The organism is Achromobacter sp. 77, from assembly GCF_020541125.1.
In the GTDB taxonomy this organism is placed as follows: Bacteria; Pseudomonadota; Gammaproteobacteria; order Burkholderiales; family Burkholderiaceae_B; genus Achromobacter; species Achromobacter mucicolens.
This window is the reverse complement of record NZ_CP059848.1, coordinates 3,254,758-3,273,095: the sequence shown is the minus strand read 5'-3', so window position 1 is coordinate 3,273,095 and position 18,338 is coordinate 3,254,758. Positions and strand designations below refer to the sequence as shown.

At 65.7% G+C, this 18,338-nt stretch carries 18 protein-coding genes; 2 read left to right on the top strand and 16 right to left on the bottom strand.

Annotated elements, in window-relative coordinates; genetic code table 11:
- Positions 1–6: 6 nt before the first annotated feature.
- The 4 genes from H4P35_RS15105 to H4P35_RS15090 all read right to left on the bottom strand — a co-directional run bounded on the left by H4P35_RS15105 (position 7) and on the right by H4P35_RS15090 (position 3,224).
- Entirely contained in the window at positions 7–873 is an 867-nt protein-coding gene (locus H4P35_RS15105; RefSeq protein WP_226846128.1) for a fumarylacetoacetate hydrolase family protein, read from the bottom strand.
- A complete protein-coding gene (locus H4P35_RS15100) occupies positions 870–1,742 on the bottom strand; it encodes an amidohydrolase (RefSeq protein WP_226846127.1) in 873 nt (290 codons plus the stop codon). The genes H4P35_RS15105 and H4P35_RS15100 overlap by 4 nt, the downstream gene beginning before the upstream one ends.
- Before the next feature lie 12 nt (positions 1,743–1,754).
- Positions 1,755–2,135 carry a RidA family protein gene (locus H4P35_RS15095; protein ID WP_152384682.1) on the bottom strand — a complete coding sequence of 127 codons (381 nt, stop codon included), beginning with the start codon at positions 2,133–2,135 and terminating at the stop codon, positions 1,755–1,757.
- Positions 2,136–2,255: 120 nt separating this feature from the next.
- Positions 2,256–3,224 carry a tripartite tricarboxylate transporter substrate binding protein gene (locus tag H4P35_RS15090; RefSeq protein ID WP_062841059.1) on the bottom strand — a complete coding sequence of 323 codons (969 nt, stop codon included), beginning with the start codon at positions 3,222–3,224 and terminating at the stop codon, positions 2,256–2,258.
- Positions 3,225–3,466: 242 nt separating this feature from the next.
- Here H4P35_RS15090 and H4P35_RS15085 point away from each other — a divergent pair, with 242 nt between their 5' ends.
- Both H4P35_RS15085 and H4P35_RS15080 read left to right on the top strand, forming a co-directional pair.
- The gene (locus H4P35_RS15085; RefSeq protein ID WP_226846126.1) at positions 3,467–4,099 is read left to right on the top strand and encodes a flavin reductase family protein; all 633 of its coding nucleotides are present in this window, start codon (positions 3,467–3,469) and stop codon (positions 4,097–4,099) included.
- On the top strand, positions 4,096–4,887 hold the full coding sequence (locus tag H4P35_RS15080; RefSeq protein WP_226846125.1) for an IclR family transcriptional regulator: 792 nt from the start codon (positions 4,096–4,098) through the stop codon (positions 4,885–4,887). The genes H4P35_RS15085 and H4P35_RS15080 overlap by 4 nt, the downstream gene beginning before the upstream one ends.
- A 21-nt stretch (positions 4,888–4,908) precedes the next feature.
- On the opposite strand, the gene H4P35_RS15075 is transcribed toward H4P35_RS15080, so the two are convergent.
- From H4P35_RS15075 to H4P35_RS15020, 12 genes are all read right to left on the bottom strand, one after another.
- Complete coding sequence (locus tag H4P35_RS15075) at positions 4,909–5,964, bottom strand: RNA methyltransferase (RefSeq protein WP_226846124.1); 1,056 nt, start codon at positions 5,962–5,964, stop codon at positions 4,909–4,911.
- A 57-nt stretch (positions 5,965–6,021) separates the two neighbouring features.
- Positions 6,022–6,576: an SMI1/KNR4 family protein gene (locus H4P35_RS15070; protein ID WP_226846123.1), complete on the bottom strand. Its 555-nt coding sequence runs from the start codon at positions 6,574–6,576 to the stop codon at positions 6,022–6,024.
- 24 nt (positions 6,577–6,600) lie between these two features.
- Positions 6,601–7,449, bottom strand: coding sequence for an SAM-dependent methyltransferase (locus H4P35_RS15065; RefSeq protein ID WP_226846122.1), 849 nt, complete (start codon positions 7,447–7,449; stop codon positions 6,601–6,603).
- Between the two features lie 189 nt (positions 7,450–7,638).
- The gene (locus H4P35_RS15060; protein WP_226846121.1) at positions 7,639–8,808 is read right to left on the bottom strand and encodes a CMD domain protein; all 1,170 of its coding nucleotides are present in this window, start codon (positions 8,806–8,808) and stop codon (positions 7,639–7,641) included.
- Between the two features lie 24 nt (positions 8,809–8,832).
- Complete coding sequence (locus tag H4P35_RS15055) at positions 8,833–10,182, bottom strand: acyl-CoA thioester hydrolase/BAAT C-terminal domain-containing protein (RefSeq protein WP_226846120.1); 1,350 nt, start codon at positions 10,180–10,182, stop codon at positions 8,833–8,835.
- A gap of 3 nt (positions 10,183–10,185) precedes the next feature.
- Positions 10,186–11,757, bottom strand: coding sequence for an ABC transporter substrate-binding protein (locus H4P35_RS15050; RefSeq protein WP_056319159.1), 1,572 nt, complete (start codon positions 11,755–11,757; stop codon positions 10,186–10,188).
- A gap of 74 nt (positions 11,758–11,831) precedes the next feature.
- Entirely contained in the window at positions 11,832–12,857 is a 1,026-nt protein-coding gene (locus tag H4P35_RS15045; protein WP_175155696.1) for an ABC transporter ATP-binding protein, read from the bottom strand.
- Positions 12,854–13,867, bottom strand: a complete 1,014-nt coding sequence (locus H4P35_RS15040; protein WP_226846119.1) for an ABC transporter ATP-binding protein — start codon at positions 13,865–13,867, stop codon at positions 12,854–12,856. The genes H4P35_RS15045 and H4P35_RS15040 overlap by 4 nt, the downstream gene beginning before the upstream one ends.
- Entirely contained in the window at positions 13,864–14,781 is a 918-nt protein-coding gene (locus tag H4P35_RS15035; protein ID WP_056319169.1) for an ABC transporter permease, read from the bottom strand. Before H4P35_RS15035 ends, H4P35_RS15040 begins: the two co-directional genes overlap by 4 nt.
- Complete coding sequence (locus H4P35_RS15030; RefSeq protein WP_152384672.1) at positions 14,778–15,752, bottom strand: ABC transporter permease; 975 nt, start codon at positions 15,750–15,752, stop codon at positions 14,778–14,780. Before H4P35_RS15030 ends, H4P35_RS15035 begins: the two co-directional genes overlap by 4 nt.
- On the bottom strand, positions 15,749–17,224 hold the full coding sequence (locus H4P35_RS15025) for an NAD(P)/FAD-dependent oxidoreductase (protein ID WP_226846118.1): 1,476 nt from the start codon (positions 17,222–17,224) through the stop codon (positions 15,749–15,751). The genes H4P35_RS15030 and H4P35_RS15025 overlap by 4 nt, the downstream gene beginning before the upstream one ends.
- Positions 17,221–18,198 (bottom strand): LysR family transcriptional regulator, encoded by a 978-nt coding sequence (locus tag H4P35_RS15020; RefSeq protein WP_226846117.1) that lies wholly within the window; start codon positions 18,196–18,198, stop codon positions 17,221–17,223. The genes H4P35_RS15025 and H4P35_RS15020 overlap by 4 nt, the downstream gene beginning before the upstream one ends.
- Positions 18,199–18,338: the final 140 nt, after the last annotated feature.

Genomic DNA, 18,338 nt, shown 5'->3' with positions numbered 1-18,338 from the left:
GGCTCCTTATGCGGACACGGCCGGTTCATCGGCCACGGGATTGGACAGGACGCCGATGCCGGCGACTTCCACTTCGACCACGTCGCCGGGTTTCAGGAAGCGCGGCGGCGTGAAGCGCACGCCCGCGCCAATCGGCGTGCCGGTTGAGATCACGTCCCCTGGCTTGAGCGTGGTCCAGATGGAGATGTAGCGGATCAGCTCGGCGAACGGGAACATCAGGTTCTCGGTGGTGTCCTGCTGGCGCAGTTCGCCGTTCACGCGCGTGCTGACCGTGAGCGGCGCGGCCGGATCGAATTCATCCGCGGTTACCAGCCACGGTCCCATCGAACCGCTGGCGTCGAAGTTCTTGCCTTGGGTCACATTGAACTTGCCGTGCTTGAGCCAGTCGCGCACCGTGCCTTCGTTCAAGCACGTCAGACCCGCGACATGGCGCCAGGCGTCTGCCGCGGCAATGCGGCGGCCGGCCTTGCCGATCACGATGGCGATCTCGCCCTCGTAGTCCAGTTGTTCGGACTCCGGCGGGCGCAGCAAGGGTTCGCCATGTCCCACGAAAGATCCCGGAAAGCGCGGGAATACGCTGGGATAGGCCGGCGGCGCGCTGCCGTCCTGGTATTCCTCGTTGCGCTTGCCGTAGTTCACGCCCACGCAGATGATCTTCTCGGGGGCGGGGATGGGCGGCAGCAGCCGCACCTGATCCAGCCGGTGCGTCGCGGGCAGCGACTCGGCCAGGCGCGCCAGCGCGGGCAGATCGCCGGCTTCCAGCGCGGCCCGCAAGCTGTCGTGGCCGTGGCCGTCCAGCGCTACGATCTCGTCCTGGCCGCGCAGCGCGCCAAAGCGCGCCTGGCCGTCATGCATAAAACTGAGCAGTTTCATTCGTCGAATCCAAAAAGGTGCTCGGGGTTGTCGACCAGGATCTTCCTGAGCGTGTCCTGATCGCCGGCATAGCGCGCCAACTGATCGAGCAGCCGGCCTTCGTTGGGCGTGGCTTTCACCGACACCGGATGCGGCCAGTCGCTGCCCCACACCACGCGGTCCGGGTTCGCGGCGATCAGCGCCTGGGCCAGCGGGATCACATCGTCCCAGGGCTCGCCCGTGCGCGAGATCTTCTCCGTCAACGACAGCATCACCCAGAAGTTGCCGCGCGAGAGCAGCGACTCCAGCAAGCGTCGCGTGGGGTCGGCGGCGCCCGCGCTCGGGTCCGCGCGGCCCATGTGGTCCAGCAGCACGGGGATTTCCAGGTTTTGGAACTGTGCTGCCTGCGCCATCATTCCGTCGGGTTCCGGCTGGAACTTGGCGTACCAGCCCAATTCGCGGATGCGGGCGATGGCGCGGTCGAAGACCTCGGGCGCCATGCTGATGCCCAGCCCCTGGCGCGTGAAGCGCGCGCCGCGCACACCGGCGTCGTGCAGCTTCTGGATATAGGCGTCGTCGCATTCGGCCAGCACCACGGCATTCGCGCAGCCGCGATACGACGGGCCAGCCGCGGCCAGGCCGTCCAGCACAACCTGGTGATCGGCGCCGTACGTGGTGGCTTGCACGATCACGCCGCGCTGGATGCCCAGCAGCCGGTGCAGGCCCAGCGCCGTTTCAATGGTCGCGCTAGGCATCTCATAGGCCGCGCCCGGGCGCACCGGGTAGCGGTCGGCGGGGCCGAACACGTGGAATTGGCTATCGCACGATCCGGGCGGCAGGCGATAGGCCGGTGCGGTCGGGTTGGGATTGAAGGCTTGATATTGCGGCATCTTCCGGCTCCTTTATTCGATCACGGCCACGAAGTCGCACTCGATGAGCTTGTCGCCATCCAGGTCCGCCTGCATGGTGTGGCGCGCCGGACGATTCTGCGCATCCGGAAAGGCTTGCAGCCACACCGCATTCAGCGCGGCGCGCTGGCTGCGGTCACGCATCCACACGGTCATCTTGGCGATGTGATCGAGCGAGCCGCCGCCCGCCTGCACGATGCGGCGCACGTGGTCGAACATCAGCTCGCACTGGCGCTCCAGCGAGTCGCCATAGGCGCCCGTCGCGGGGTCCGTGCCCTGGATGCTGCCGGAATACAGCATGGGGCCGATCCGGCAGGCGGCGGGAATGGGGTTCTTGTGGCTGAAGCCTTCGGCATAGATGCTGCGTCTGCTCATGGCGTGTTCCGTCTCAGTCGAAGTGTCGGGGGAGGGGGCGGCGTTGCCGCGCCCCGTAAATCCAAGTGGCGGCCGGGTTGGCTGCTCTGAGGGCCGCCCGGTTGCCGGCTCGGGCAGTGTTCAGTTCGCGGTGATGCCGGCGCGCTTGATGATCGGCGTCCAGCGCGCATCTTCCGCGGCCAGGTAGCGCGTGAACTCCTCGGGAGAGCTGCCGCGCGCCTGTGCGCCCAGATCGTCAAAGCGCTGGATGATCGTCGGCTGCGCCAGGATCTTGGTCAGCGCCTCGCTAAGCTTGTTCAGCACCTCGGGCGGCGTGCCCTTCGGGGCCAGCAATCCAGTGAACGTCGCCGCTTCCATGCCCGGCACGCCGGCTTCCGCAAACGTTGGCACGTCCGGCATCGATGGCACGCGCTTGGCCGTGGTTACGGCCAGCGCTCGCAACCGGCCTTCCTTGACGTAAGGCAACGCGACTGAAATCTGGTCGAAATTGAAATCCACCTGGCCGCCCAGCAGATCCGTCGTCGCGGGTGCATTGCCCTTGTATTGCGCCGTCGTCCAGCGCGCCCCGGTCAGCGACTGCAGCAGTTCGCTCACCAGGTGATTCGTCGTCCCCGCGCCGGGCGATGCCATGTTCAGCTTGCCCGGCTCCTTCTTGGCCAGCGCCAGCAGCTCTTCCAGATTCTTGGCCTTGAGCTCCGGCCGCACCTGCAACACCAGTGGCGTATACGACACCGAACTGATCGGCGCAAAGTCCCGGTCCCATTTGTAGGCGTCGCGCTTGAAGATCAGCGGCGAAAACAGCAGGGGACCGTTGGCCGCCATGAACAGCGTGTAGCCATCCGGTTCCGACCGTGCCACCTGCTCGCCGGCAATCATGCCGCCCGCGCCCGGCTTGTTCTCCACGATGAACGGCTGTCCCAGCGCCGCCTGCAACCCCGGCGCGATCAGCCGCGCCGCCACGTCCACATTCCCGCCGGGCGGGTAGGGCACAACGATCTTCACGGGTTTGTCGGGCCAGGCGGCGTGCGCCATCGAGGTAAGGACGGTCAGCGCCACTGTGGCGCAGGCGCGGAGCGCGGTGCGGTTCATGGTGAGTCTCCTGTGCGTGTCATCGCGTTTTGTTTGTTTGTTGACACTCTAGGAATTTGCGCCGCGCTGAACAACGGCAATTTTTCAAAAAGGTCCGGATATTGGACTCTTTTGGAACGCTGGGTTAGGCGCTCCTTTCGATCTGCCCCTGCTTCACGGGAAAATGACGCTCGGCGCATGAAGTCCGCATGGACGCGCCCTTAAACTGATGTTCAATATCCGGACTACGGAGCGAGACGACCATGCACTTTCCCGCCAGTGACCTGAACCCCGAGCAGACCTACCGCCTGATGAGCGGCATCATCGTGCCCCGGCCGATCGCCTGGATCAGCAGCGTCAACGCCCACGGTGTCGTCAACCTGGCCCCCTTCAGTTGCTACACCTTCGTCTCCAACCAGCCGCCCATGATTGGCGTGAACATCGGCAGAAAGGCCGGCCAGCGCAAAGACACCGGCCGCAACATCATGGACAACGGTCATTTCGTCGTGAACATTGCCGACGAAACGCTGCTGGACCCCTTGCACGAAAGCGCTCAGGAACATCCGCCTGAAGTCAGCGAAGCCGATTTGCTGGGCCTCCCCGTCATCCCCGGCGTGGTGGTCGCCACCCCCCGCCTGGCCGCCGCGCCCATCAGTCTGGAATGCCGGCTGCACAGCGTCACGCCGTTCGGCAACACCGGCGCCGAATTCTTTGTGGGCGAAGTCGTGATGTTCCACATCCGCGAGGGCCTGATGCAAGACGGCAAGATCGACACCGCAATGCTGCGCCCCATCTGCCGCATCGGCGGGCCAAACTATGCATCGCTGGGCGAAATCATTACCAAGCGCGGCATCGCCCAAACGGCAAAGTCCGTCATGAAACCGGAGGCCGCATGAGCGGCTCCGAGGATAAAAGCGCGGCCGGCGCCCAGACCGTCCGGCGCGCATTGGCTTTGCTGCGGTTGATCGCGTGCGGGCAGGAACGGGGAGTGCGCTTGGTGGACCTGGAGCGCATGTCCGGCCTGAACCGGCCGACCGTGCATCGGCTGCTCAAGACCTTGGTGCAGGAAGAGGCGGTAGAACAGGACCCGGAGACGCGCCGGTATTTGATTGGCCAGGAAATCACCTTGCTCGGGCTGGCGCGAACGCGGCGGTTCCCGTTGTTGACCTTGGCCGATCCCTATATGGCGGAGCTTGCGGATCAAGTCGGGGATACCGTGTTTCTAAGCATCCGGCATGGGCATGACTCGATCTGCATTGGGCGCCGCACGGGAAGGCATCCGATACAGGTGTTGTCGATTGAGGTGGGTGTTCGCAGACCGCTTGGGGTCGGGGTCTCCGGGGTGGCGTTGTTGGCCAGCCTGGACGCAGACGACAGCACGCGGCTGGTGCGCAGTAATGCGGCGCGGTTGGAGGTGTTGGGCGAGCGGGTAGAGGACGTGATCGCGCGGGTCGATGCAGCCCGCCGCGAGGGCTTGGCACATGCGCCCGTGGGCCTGATGCCGGGGACCAGTGCGGTGGCCGTGCCGATCATGTCGGCTACAGGGGAAGCGCTGGGGGCGATTACGGTGACGGCGATGGCGGAACGGTTGGGGGCCGGGAGATTCAGGGAGGTCGTGGACCGGATGAGACAGGCGGTGGCCGGGATTTCGGCAAGGTGGGGACAGGTCTCGACTCGGGCGTGACGGGCCCGCTCGCAAGGCAGACTAGGCGGCTGCCGGTCTGGCTGTGCGCGTGCGGCGCAGCTCGACTACTTGCTCGGCGCCTACGGCACGCGCGCGCAGCTGGCCACAGCCGCCGTCCACATCCTGCCCCGCGCTATTCCTGACTTTGGTCAGCACGCCACGGCTGTGCAGATAGCGGACGATTTCGCGGGTGCGCTCGGCATCGGGGCGCTGGTAGGTATCGCCTTCAAGACTATTGAACGGAATGACGTTGAGCACGCCGTACTTGCCCTTGAGCAAATCCGCGACCGCATCGAGTTCGTCGTCGCCGTCGTTGACGCCCTTGAGCAGCGTCCATTGATACTGGATCGGATAGTCGGTGTCGCGAGCATATCGCTCGCCAAGTTCGATCAGTGCTTCCGGCGAAATCTTGGGCGCGCGTGGCAGCAGATGCTCTCGCAACTCGGCTTTGGTCGTGTGTAGCGACAGCGCCAGTGCAGGCTTGACGCGTTGCCGCGGCAGCGCGTCGAACACGCGCTGGTCTCCCACGGTGGAGAACACGAGATTCTTGTGCCCGATATTGCCTTCGGTGCCAAGCAGGTCGATGGCTTCGAGCACGTTGTCGAGGTTGTGGGCCGGTTCACCCATGCCCATGAAAACGACTTTCTTCACCGCACGCTGACGCCGCGCCAGCACGACCTGGGCCAGGATTTCCATGCTGGTGACCTGACGAATCAAGCCGCTCTTGCCGGTCATGCAGAAGCGGCAGCCGACCGCACAGCCGACCTGGGTGGACACGCACAGTCCGTCGCGCGGCAACAGCACGCTTTCCACCATCTGCCCGTCGGCCAGTTCGACAAGCAAGCGCGAACCGTCGCTGCCGGCATGTTCGGAGCGGATGCGCGCAAGGCCGTCAAGTTCTGCCGTCAAGGCGGGCACTGCATCGCGAACGGCGAGGGGCAGAAAATGCTCAGCGCTACGCCGCCGCGTGCCGGTGTCGAGCGCTTGTCCTTGCAGCCAGACGCGCATGACCCGCCCGCGGTGAACGGGCAGCGCGCCGAGGGCGGCGAGGCGTTGGTCGAAGTCAGAGAAGCGCATGGGTAGCGGATTTTACTTCGGTCGTGGGAATGGGCTGGGGGCGTCTGATCCCCGGCCTTAAAAATCCCCCAGAAATTCCTCGGGGTCGGCTTCGATCTCAGCGATTGATCCCGTCAGTAGCGCGGTGAAGCTTGGTGCCACCCACGTGATCTGATCCGGGTCATGAGTGAATGCGATGATCTGCCCCGGTGTGCCGGATTCGCTTGGGGAGTGGTCGACCATCAGCAGCATCGTTGCGCCGCCAAAGCTGGCGAAGGGGAGCCAGCCCGGGTGAAACCAGCCGTCCCTGATGCGCGCATCGCGTGGCTCTGGCTCCATATATCCGGCATATCGCGGCGCGCGGTCCGCCATCCGTGCTCGTCCTGCAATCGCCTTTTCAAGCGGCAGAAAATCATAGGCCGTCAGATAGCCCGGACGCATGAATACCGGCACATCGCGCTCGGCCCCATTGGCCAGAAGCCAAGCCTGCCTGGCGTCCGCAGAGAGGGGAAAACCAAGTTCCGCCTCGACCGCTTCAAGCCCTGATGCCGCCGCACCCGGGTTGAGGTGTAGCGCGTGGCCATGTGCGTCGCACACCGCACGAACCCGATCAAGATAATGGGAAAAATTCATCGCCGCAGGCGGTCCTTTTCAGTATTACGCAGCTTGCGGCAAGAAAAACCGATCCTTCAATTCCTGCAGTCCGATCCGCTCCAACATCTCGGTCAAGCGCTGCGCGGGCTTGCGCGTCGGCAGGTTTTTATATTGCGCGATGATCAGCTCATTCTTCATCGAATGCTCCCAGCCGACCAGTTCGGTCACGCTGACCTGATATCCGTGCGCCTCAAGCTGCAGGCACCGCAGCACATTCGTAATCTGGCTGCCAAACTCCCGCGTATGTAGCGGATGCCGCCAGATCTCAGCCAGCGGGTCCGCCAGTGCTTTTGCTTTGTTCTTGCGCAGCACCGACGCCACCTCGGCCTGGCAGCACGGCACGACCACGATGTATTTGGCCTTCTTCTCCAACGCAAAGTGAATCGCGTCGTCGGTAGCCGTATTGCAGGCGTGCAGGGCGGTCACCACGTCTATCGACGCGGGCAGTTTGTCCGAAGTGATCGACTCCGCCACCGACAGATTCAGGAACGACATGCCGCCAAAGCCCAGCCGCTTGGCCAGATCTTCCGACGACTTCACCAGTTCTTCGCGGGTTTCGATGCCGTAGATGTGGGAGCCGTTCTTCAGCGCCTCGGGCTGATCCTTGAAAAACAGGTCGTACAGGATGAAGCCCAGATACGACTTGCCCGCGCCGTGGTCGGCCAGGGTGATGGCGCCGCGTTGGTCTTGGACATCCTTGAGCAGCGGCTCGATGAACTGGAACAGGTGATAGACCTGCTTCAATTTGCGGCGGCTGTCCTGGTTCATCTTGCCGTCGCGGGTCAGGATGTGCAGGGCCTTGAGCAGTTCGATCGACTGGCCGGGGCGGATGTCGTGGGTTTTTTCGGACATGGGGAAAGGCAAAGCGCCCCGCTGGGGCGGGGCGCGTGTAGGTGCGGGAAGGGACAGTGTAACAAGCCGATCCTTCCGAGTGTCTGACACCAGCCGATCCTTCCGCGTGTCTGACACCCGTATGCGCAGGCGAGGGAACTCAAGCGAGCGTATGCGGGTGTCAGACACCGGCTGAATGTAGACTGCCCGTCAGACCGTCACCAGCTCCGGCTCACCCAAATTCAGCATCAACCGGTTCGCCCACGCAAAGATCGCGTCCGAATGCAGCAGATCCAGGATCTCCCCGTCATTCAGACCCACATCCTTCAGCGCCTGGATGCTGGCCGCGTTGACGTCGGCCTGCGCCTCGGTAATCTGGATCGAAAACTTGCCGATCGCCTGTTCACGCTTGGTCGTGCCCGCCGTGACCGGATTCTCAAACACCTGCCCAATCACGTCATTGCGCTTGGCCAGTTGCTCGAACCGCTGCGCGTGCACCGACGCGCAGTACACGCAGCCGTTCACGCGCGACACCACGGTGGCGCCCAGTTCGCGCTCGGCGCGCGACAGGCCGCCCGGCGCGTACATGATGGCGTTGAAGGCCGTGGAGCGTTGGCGCAGGATTTCGGGCTGGTGGACCAGGAACAGGTAATAGTCCGAGGCCTTGGCCTTGGGGTGGCTTTCTTCCAGGACGGCGATCTGTTCGGGGGTGGCGGTGTCGACGTTGACGACGTCCAGCCAAGCCTTCCATTCCAGGACTTCGTTGGTGAAGCCATGGGCCTTGATGACGGCGCCGGGTTCGGTGTTGCCGGGGTTGATGACGGACGTGGCATCCGCGGCGCCAGCACCCGCCTCAAGCCCTTCAGCCGCTTTCATCGCGACCAATCCGGCCACCAGGCGCGTCTGATACGACAGGAAGGCGATCAGCTGCGACAGCGTGACGACGGCCGGGGTGGAAACCCCCGCAGCCGGCAGCGTCTTCAACGCGGCTTCGTCGCCTTCGACCGGCTTTTCGATCAGCTTGCGCGTGAATTCCAGGATGGCGGCCAGGCGCGGGTCGGCGGCATCGGCCGGCTTGCCGGATTCGGCGACGGCGATGTCCGCAGCCGGCACGCCGGCCTCGACGGCACGGGCGCGATAGTGCGCGGCCAACAGCGGCGACGGCGTGATGCGCGTGGCGTACAGCGCGACCAGCAGGCGGTCGGCCAGCGGCAGGCCGGGCAGGGCGGGGTCGAAGAGGGCGTCGTAGCTGCCTTGCGTGGCGGCGGCGACCTTGTCGCGCTTGTGGCGCACGTCAAAAGTCTGGGTGCCGGGCGCCAGGCCCACGAGCTGGTCGACGATGTCTTTGCTGATGTCGTAGACGATCGGTTGTTGTGCCATTGAGGAGGTCTCCTAAAGTTTCGTTCAGCGGACGTTGCCCGAGGCATCGTTCGCGGTCGCTGCCGGCTTGCCAGCCGCCGCGCCCTTGGCCTTTACCGCCGCGTCCAGGAACGTCTTCACGCCTTCCCAGGATTCCTGGTCGGCGCGGGCGTTGTCCTTGGGGTTGCCGCCGCTGGTGCTGATCTTGCCCGACACGGGGTGGGCATACACAAGCTGGGTGGTGGGCACGTAGGGGAACAGGATCGAGTGGCCGCCGTTCTCGTAGTCCAGCCACTGGACCGGGTACGGGTGCCGCACGTCGGTCAGCTTGTCCTGCACCATCTTCGAGTACAGGCTGGACGGCCACGAGCCGTCGTCGGTGCCGGACAGCAGCATGACCGGGCCTTCGATGTCTTCCACGCGGATGCGTGCACGCGCCACGGCGTCCGGGTCCTGCAAGGCCGTCAAAATGGCTTTCTCGTGGCGATGGGGCGCGGGGCCTTCATCGAACGGGGCCCAGGTGGCCGTGCGGTTGTTTTCCCAGACGTGGGGGATGGGCTTGCCGCCCAGCAGCCAGGTCGGGCCTTCGCGGCCGATCTTGGGGTCGCAGGCGTTCTGGCCGCTGTGCACGACGGCGCCGGGCACGTAGGCCACCACTGCCGACACTTCCTTCGGGAAGGTGGCGCCCAGCAGCAGCACCAGTTCGCCGCCGCGCGACTGGCCGCTGATGGCGACGAAGTCGTGCAGGGGCTGGACCTTCTTGCGCAACCAGCGCAGGCCCGTCTGGAAGTACTCAAGCGGGGTGTTGGAAATGTAGTCCGACAGGCCGGGCGCCTTGAAGTACGCCAGCGCGAAGGCGGCGTAGCCGCGCGAGGCGTACAGGGCGGCGCGCGGTTCGTTGATGCCGCCGCCGGACCCGTTCAGGATCATGACGGCGGGATGCGAGCCCGGGGCGCTGCCGGCGGGCAGGTACAGGGTGCCGACCAGGCCTTCCTCGCGGACCTCGACACGCGTGACGCCGTCAACCGCCAGGCGTTGCGTGAAGCTGCCGCGCGCCTCGGCGCCTTCGACGCGGACAACCACCTCGGTGACGAGGGCATCGGTCACCGGCTGGTTGAAGTACTCGCGGCTCTTGCCGTCATCGGGAGACTGCGCCCAGATCAGCCCCATCGGGGCCAGGCCGGTGTAGTCGCCCGAGACGGGCGCGTCGCGGGTCAGATCGACGGCGCCGTCCTCGCCTGCCGTGTAGGCGGCCTGGGCTTGCCAGAGCACGCCGTTGCGGCGGGTGAGGGCGGTGATCTCGACGGTGGCGCCGGGCGCGACGTGTTCGACGCGGATCTGGCGCGGGACGTCGATGAGGGCGTCCGCGGGGCTGATGTGCAGGGTCGGCGCCATGGCTTACTTGTCCGAGACCTTGGTGACCATCATGGCGGCCGTGCGGTCGCTGGTCATCGGGGTAACCTTCAGACCCTTCTTGGTGGCCCAGATGTTCTTGTAGTGGAACAGCGGAATGATGCCGACGTCGTCGGAGACGAGCTTGACGGAGTCGCGCAGGATGGCTTCACGCTTGGCCACGTCGAATTCCGAGGTGGATTGCTCCAGCGCGGTGTCGACCTTGGGGTTCGTGTAGTGGCCCCAGTTGGACGCGCCCAGGCCCTTTTTGGCGTCGACGGTGGCCAGGATGTTGACCAGCGCGTAGCTGGCTTCGCCCGTGCCGTTGCCCCACGCCAGCATGCTGACGGCGAATTCGTTCTTGTTGGCGCGGCCCGAATAGACGGCCCACGGCACGACTTCCACCTGGGTCTTGACGCCCACGCGGGTCCAGAACTGCGCCACCGCCTGGGCCGTTTCCGGGCCTTGCGGGTAGCGGTCGTTGGGCACGTGCATGGTCAGCTTGAAACCGTCGGGAAAGCCCGCTTCGGCCAGCAGCTTCTTGGCTTGCGCGACGTCGTTGGGGATGTCCTTGATCTCGGGGTTGTAGCCGAAGGTGCCCTTGGGCATCCACTGGTTGGCTTCCGTGGCGGCGCCTTGCAGGATGCGGTCGGCGATGGCCTTGCGGTTGATGGCCAGGTTCAGCGCCTGGCGCACGCGCACGTCCAGGAGCGGGTTCTTGTCCAGCGGCTTGCCGTTGTTGTCGGTGATGTACTGGTTGGGCGCGGGGTTGAAGCTGGGTTGCAGCAGCATGACGCGCAGGCCGTCGTACGGGTAGACCGAGATGTTGGCGGCCTTCTCCAGCTTGGCCAGGTCGGACACCGACACCTTGTCGATCACGTCCACGTCGCCGGCCAAGAGCGCGGCGGTGCGGGCGGCGGCGTTGTTGATGTAGCGGTAGTTGACCTTCTCCCAGATCTGCTTGTCGCCCCAGTAGGCGTCGTTGCGTTCCATCAGGACGCGGTCGCCGGGCGTGTAGGAGACGAACTTGTACGGGCCGGTGCCGACCATGGCCTTGCCCGAGTTGTAGTCTTCGGTCGAAGACTTTTCGCCGACGTGCTTGCTGACGACGTGGATGGACGCCAGGTTCAGCGGCAGGTCGGGGTTGGGGGCCTTGGTCTTGATGATGAGGGTCAGCGGATCCTTGGCGGTCATCGTGTCGATGGTGCGCAGGTAGCCGGCGTAGGTGGCGACGCTGCCCGGCACGCCGCGGGCGCGGGTGTAGGAGTAGATCAGGTCGTCGGCGGTGAACGGCGTACCGTCCTGCCACTTGACGCCTTCACGCAGCTTGAATTCCCAGGTGGTGTTGTCCAGCGGCTTCCAGCTCACGGCCAGGCCCGGCTGCAGCTTGTTCCACTTGTTCTCGATCAGAAGATCCCAGAAGTGCAGGGCCACCGAACGGTCGCCGGCGTGGTTGTTCAGCTGCGGGTCCAGCGACGACAACGGGTCGGCAAAGCCGATCGACAGGTTGTCCGCGGAGGCGGCGGCCGAGGCGCCCAGGATGGCGGCGGTGAGGGTCGAGAGAATCAGGCGTTTCATTGTCCGGGATCCTTGGTGAAGGGGGAACGGTGTGGGTCCAGCGGCCGCGGCGGTCGTGCCGCGGCCAGTGATCGTCAGGCCATGTCGTTCAGGTGACAGGCGCTCAGGTGGTTGATGGCGATTCCCTTCAACGTGGGAACCTCGGTCTTGCAGCGCGGCATCGCGTGCGGACATCGCGGATGGAAATGGCAGCCGGTGGGCGGATTGAGCGGGCTGGGAATCTCGCCCTTGATCGCGGTGAAGATCTTGTGGCGCGATTTCAGGCTGGGGATTTCGGCCAGCAGGGCTTGCGTGTAAGGGTGGTTGGGACGCCGGAAGACTTCTTCCACCGTCGCCGTTTCCACGACGCGGCCCAGGTACATGATGACCACGCGATCGGACAGGTGTTCGACCACGCCCAGGTCATGGCTGATGAACAGATAAGTCAGGTTCAGTTCTTCGCGCAGGTCCATGAACAGGTTCAGGATCTGCGCCTGGATCGAGACGTCCAGCGCGGCCACGGCTTCGTCGCAGACCAGCATCGACGGCTGCACCGCCAGCGCGCGGGCGATGCCGATGCGTTGGCGCTGGCCGCCGCTGAACTGGTGCGGGTAGCGCTGGCGCAGCGACGGGTCCAGACCCGCGCGTTCCAATTGCGCGCTGACGTAGTCGTCGAAGTCGCCGTTGCCGACCAGGCCGTGGATGCGGGCGGCCTCGCCCACGATCTCGTCCACGCGCAGGCGCGGGTTGAGACTGGCGTAGGGATCCTGGAAGATCATCTGCACTTTCAGGCGCGCGGCGTGGGCCTCGGCCGCATTCATGTCCGCCGGGCGCACGCCATTGATGCGGACCTCGCCGCCCGAGGGCGTGAGCAGGCCCGCCGCGATGCGGCCCAGCGTGGACTTGCCGCAGCCGGATTCACCGACCAGGCCGACGACCTCGCCGGGATTCACGATCAGATCGACATGGTCCACGGCGCGCGTGATCGCGGGCGGCTTGGACAGGCCCAGCGACTGCATGGCGCGGCCGGCGGCGCCGACCTTGCGTTCGCCAAAGCGCTTGCTGACCTGACGCAGGTCGATCAGCGGCGTGGGGGCGTTGGCGGTGGAGGTGGCGCTCATGCCGCCACCTCGCGGTGGATCTGGATGGAAGGATGGAAGCAGCGCACGTCGTGTTGGGGTAAGGCTTCGGTGATGCCGGGTTGCTGGCCGCAGGCGGCGGTGGCGCGCGCGCAGCGCGCCGCGAAGGCACAGCCGGCCGGCAGGTGCAGCAGGTTGGGCGTCATGCCGGGAATCTGGCGCAGGCGCTGGCCGCGCGCATTGTTGATGGGCAGGCTGTCGATCAGGCCCACGGTGTAGGGGTGCTGCGGACGGTCCAGCACGTCGTCGACCTTGCCGTGTTCGACGATGCGCCCGGCATACATGACGGCCACGTCGTCGGCAAGGCCCGCCACCACCGACAGATCGTGGGTGATCCAGATAAGGCTGGTGCCGTGCTGTTGGGCCAGCTTCTGCACTTCGGACAGGATCTGCGCCTGGATGGTGACGTCCAGCGCGGTGGTCGGTTCGTCGGCAATGATGAGGTCCGGCCGGTGCAGCATGGCAATGGCGATGGCCACGCGCTGGCGCATGCCGCCCGACAGTTGATGCGGATAGGCGAGCAGGCGTTCCTCGGGGCTGGGGATGCCCATCATGCCCAGCGTGTCGCGCGCCAGGATGCGGGCCTGGGCACTGCTCATCTTGTTATGCGCGCGCACCGTCTCGATCATCTGCACGTCCACCCGCAGCACGGGGTTCAGCGTCATCATCGGATCCTGGAAGATCATGGCGATGCGGTTGCCCTGCAGGCGGCGCAGTTCGCGCGGGGGCAGCGTGGTCAGGTCGCGGCCCTGAAACAGGACCTGGCCGCCCACGATACGGCCTGGGGCATCGACCAGACCCATGATGGAAAAGCCCGTCACGGACTTGCCCGAGCCGGATTCGCCGACCAGGCCCAGGATCTTGCCGCGCGGCAAGGTGAAAGAGACGTCATCCACGGCGGGCAGCACGCCCGCGCGGGTGTGGAAGTGCGTGCGCAGGTTGCGCACTTCAAGCGTGGCCGGCGCGCCAGCCGAGGCAGAGCGGTCGGTCATTTGTGGGTCCTCGGGTTCAGCACGTCGCGCAGGCGGTCGCCAACCAGGTTGATCGCCACGATGGTGATGAGCAGCGCGATGCCGGGGTAGAAGCTGATCCAGTATTCGCCGGACAGCATGTATTGGAAGCCGTTGGAAATCAGCAGGCCCAGCGACGGTTCGGTCACGGGCACGCCCAGTCCCAGGAAGCTCAGCGTGGCTTCCAGCGTGATGGCGCGCGCAATCTGCAGCGTGCCGATGACGATCAGCGGCGGCAGGCAGTTGGGCAGGATGTGCTTCAACATGATCCGCCAGTTGGGAATGTCCAGGCAGCGGGCGGCTTCCACGTATTCGCGGCGGCGCTCGACCAGGGCCTGGCCGCGCGCGGTGCGGGCGTAGTAGGCCCATTCCAGAATCACCAGCGTCAGCACCACGTTGCCCACGCCCTTGCCCAGATAAGCCAGGATCATCATCGCGACCAGGATCGACGGGAACGACAGGATCAGGTCCACGAGACGCATGATGAAGGCGTCGACCTTGCCGCCGGCGTAGGCGGCCAACAGGCCCAGCAGCGTGCCGATGATGCCGGCGATCAGCGCCGAGCCCACGCCCACCATCAGGCTGATGCGCAGGCCATACAGGATGCCCGACAGCAGGTCACGGCCCTGGCCGTCGGTGCCCAGCCAGTAGTGGAACGTGTCCAGGCCATTCATGGAACCCGGCGGCAGGCGCGAATCCAGTACGTCGATCTGCAGCAGGTCATAGGGATTCTGCGGCGAGATCCACGGCGCCAGCACGGCGGCCAGGATCAGCAGAGTGGCGACAACCAGGCCCAGCACGGCCGTCTTGGACGACATGAACTCGGCAAGGTTGCGGCGCCACGGCGACTCGCGGCGCAGGGCGGGCGCCTGCGCGGTTTGGGATACGGAACTCATGCCGTGGCCTCCAGCCGCACCCGGGGGTCCAGCACTTTGTACAGAATGTCGACGATCAGGTTCAGCGTCACGAACAGGCACACCACCACGATCAGATAGGCCACGATCACGGGGCGGTCCAGCGCGTTCAGGCTGTCCAGGATCAGCTTGCCGGCGCCGGGCCACGCAAAGATGCTTTCGGTGATGACGGCAAATGCGATGGTCGAGCCCAGCTCCAGGCCCAGCACCGTCACCAGCGGAATCATGGTGTTGCGCAGCACGTGCACACAGACCACGCGAAACGGCGACAGGCCCTTGGCGCGCGCGAACTTCACGAAGTCCAGCGGCATCACGTCGCGCACGCCGGCGCGGGTCAGGCGGATCACCAGGGATATCTTGAAGAGCGACAGGTTGAACGCCGGCAGGATCAGGTGGCGCCAGCCGTCTGCCGTGAGCCACGACCACTGAAAGCCCAGGAACTCCACCGTCTGGCCGCGGCCGCTGGCGGGCAGCCAGCCCAGCGACACGCTGAACGCCATGATGAGCATCAGCGCCACCCAGAAGGTAGGCAGCGAAAAGCCCACGATGCTGCCCGCCATGATCATCTTGGCCGCGCGGCTGTCCGGATACAGACCCGCAAACAGGCCCAGCGGCAGGCCGATGATGACGGCAAAGGACAGGGCGGTGATGGCCAGTTCAAGCGTGGCCGGCAGGCGCTGGATCACCAGTTCGATCGCCGGGATGTTGTAGACGAAGCTGTTGCCCAGGTTGCCGTGCAGCGCGCCGTTCAGGAAGGCCAGGTATTGCTGCCAAAGCGGCTTGTCCAGCCCCAGTTCGGCGATGATGCGCGCGCGGTCCACCTGGTCCACGTCCTGGCCGATCAGGATGTCCACGGGGTTGCCGATGGCGTGCAGGCCCACGAAGACGATCAGCGTCATCAGGAACACGACCACCGCAGCCTGCGCCACGCGGCGTAGCAGCCATGCGGTCATTGCGCGGTCTCCGCCTGCGAAGCCGTGGCCGGCGCGGCGGCCGGCGTCCACTCGTCACCGAACACTTCGGGCTCCGAGAACGCTTCCATGTTGGCGTAGTGCGTCACCACGTCTTCGCGGTAGAACAGGCCGGCGATGCCTTGCGCCAGGCGCTTGGCGCCTTCGCTGATGGCGGGGATGTCGCCCGAGATCGTGCCGTGCGTCAGCGCGGCGGGGTACGAAAAACAGTGCACGCGATCCAGGCCCGGGCAGGCGCCGGGGACTTTCTCCTGCAGTTCGAACACCGGTCCCAGATCGGGCGAGTCGTGCAGTTCCTGGTCTTCCTCGCCGGGAGGCGGCGTGTAGCGGTCGCCCCAGGCGCGCACATGGGGCGCCAGCGGCGCGAACTCCGGCCGCACGGTCCAATCGATGCGAAAGCCCGTGGAGAAGATCAGGAAGTCCAGCACGAACACGCCCTTGGGCGTGGTGACGTGAATCTCGTCATCGACCAGGGCCAGGTCCAGCACGCCACAGCCCAGGTTGAAGAACGCATTGGGATGGCGCGACACGCGCAGCGTGCTGCCGCGCGGGGGCGGCACTTGCGCGGCGTTGATGTAGTGGCGGATCTTCCACTTCCATTCGTCCGGCAGCGTCAGGTGGCCGTGGGTCAGGCCCGGGTTGCCCGCGCCCTTGCCCTTGTTGATGCGCGGGATGTCATTGCGGCGTATCAGCAGATCGACGCTGGCGGCGCCGGCTTCCAGCGCGGTCGCCGCGCTGTCCATGGCGGACGCGCCCGCGCCCACGACGCCGACGCGCTTGCCGGCCAGGGTGTTGTAGTCCATCACGTCGGACGAATGCGCCCAGCGGTCGCGCGGCAGCTTTTTTGCAAAGTCGGGCACGTATGCGCCGCCCAAGCCGTCGCGGCCGGTGGCCAGAACGACGCGGCGAGCCAGGACGGTCGTGCGTCCGGCGGGCGACTGGATGTCCAGCTCAACCAGCTGATCGGGGCGCGGCTGCACGGACAGGATGCGGTGTTCGTTGCGCACGTCCAGGTTCAGCACGCGGCGGTACCAGCGCAGATAGTCCATCCATTGCAGGCGGGGAATCTTGTCCAGCGCTTCCCAGGCCGCCAAGCCGAATTGCGCCTCGAACCAGGCGCGGAAGGTCAGCGCGGGCAGGCCCAGCGCGGGACCGGTCAGTTGCTTGGGCGAGCGCAGCGTTTCCATGCGGGCCGTCGTGGCCCACGGGCCTTCGTAGCCTTCGGGCGCCTGATCGAAGATCGGCGCATCGATGCCCAGGTGCTTCAGAGACGCGGCTGCGGCCAAGCCGGCCATGCCGCCGCCGATAATCGCCACATCCAGCGCCTGCTGGCCGTCGACCAGCCGGGGCGTCACCCAGTTCTTGGCGGGAATTTCCAGCCAGGAGAGGTCTTGCCGAAGGCGCGCCTCCAGGGCGGGCAGGCCTTGCGGCGGGGTGGCGAGGGGCAGATTCATGATGCGGGTGTTTCCATGACAGGGGCGTCATCGCCGTAGATCGACTGCAGCAGCGCCGAATGCTCGGACGCGTCGTGCAGCACAAAGCCGGGCAGCAGGTCTGCGGCGGCTTCGGCCAACGCGTCGGCCATCGCCTGGCAGGCGGGCGACAGCGTTTGCGACTGCGGGGTGATGACCCCAAAGAAGAAAGGGATGTCCAGATCGATGGGACGGATCGCCACGCCCGCCATCGGCGAACCATAGGCGGTCACGGGTTCCAGCACCGATACGCCCAGGCCCGCGCGGACCGCGGCCAGGGCGTTGACGGACGAATTGGTTTCGATGGTGCCCAGCGCCTGCACGTTGTGCGCGAGGGCCGCGTCCAGCCGGCGGCGCAGGCGATAGGGGTTGGCCATGGTGATGAGGCGGCGTCCGGCCAGCGCCGACACCGGCACCACGGCGTGGCGCGCGGCGGGATCGTCTTCGGGCAATGCCACCACGCAAGGCGCCTGTGCAATCCAGTGCACGGTCAGGCCGCGGTGCTCCAGCGGCAGGCTGGTCGCGCCCAACTGCGCGGCGCCCGACAGCACGGCGTGCACCACGCGCTCGGGCGAGGCGCTGCGCAACTGCACGCGGGCGGGTCCAAGGCGGTCTTCGATGCGTTTGAGGGCGGCCGGCACCAGGCCGGCGGCAAGGGCGGAAGTGGCAGCCATCAACAGCGGCTGCGCCTGACCGCGCGCAATTTCGTCGGCCCGGCTGCGGATCTGCTGCAGGCTGGACAACGCGCGTTCAACATCGTCGTAAAGCAGGAAGCCCTGTTCGGTGGGCGTCACGCGGGGACCGCTGCGGTTGAACAGGGGATAGCCGATTTCGGCCTCCAATTCCTGCAGCAACCGGCTGATCGCAGGCTGCGAGCGTCCCAGCAGCCGTCCGGCCGCGGTGACGCTGCCGGTGGACATGACGGCCGCGAAGGCCTCGAGTTGACGAAGTTCCATTGGTCTTGATTTATGCCAAGGACGAATTCTGGCCCGTCAAGTATGCGCCTTACAAATAATTAAAAGGCATAAGTAAATTCCCTAACTGGGAATTTCTTATGCCTTTTCATTACCTCGAGTTATTTCAAGCGCTTAGGGCG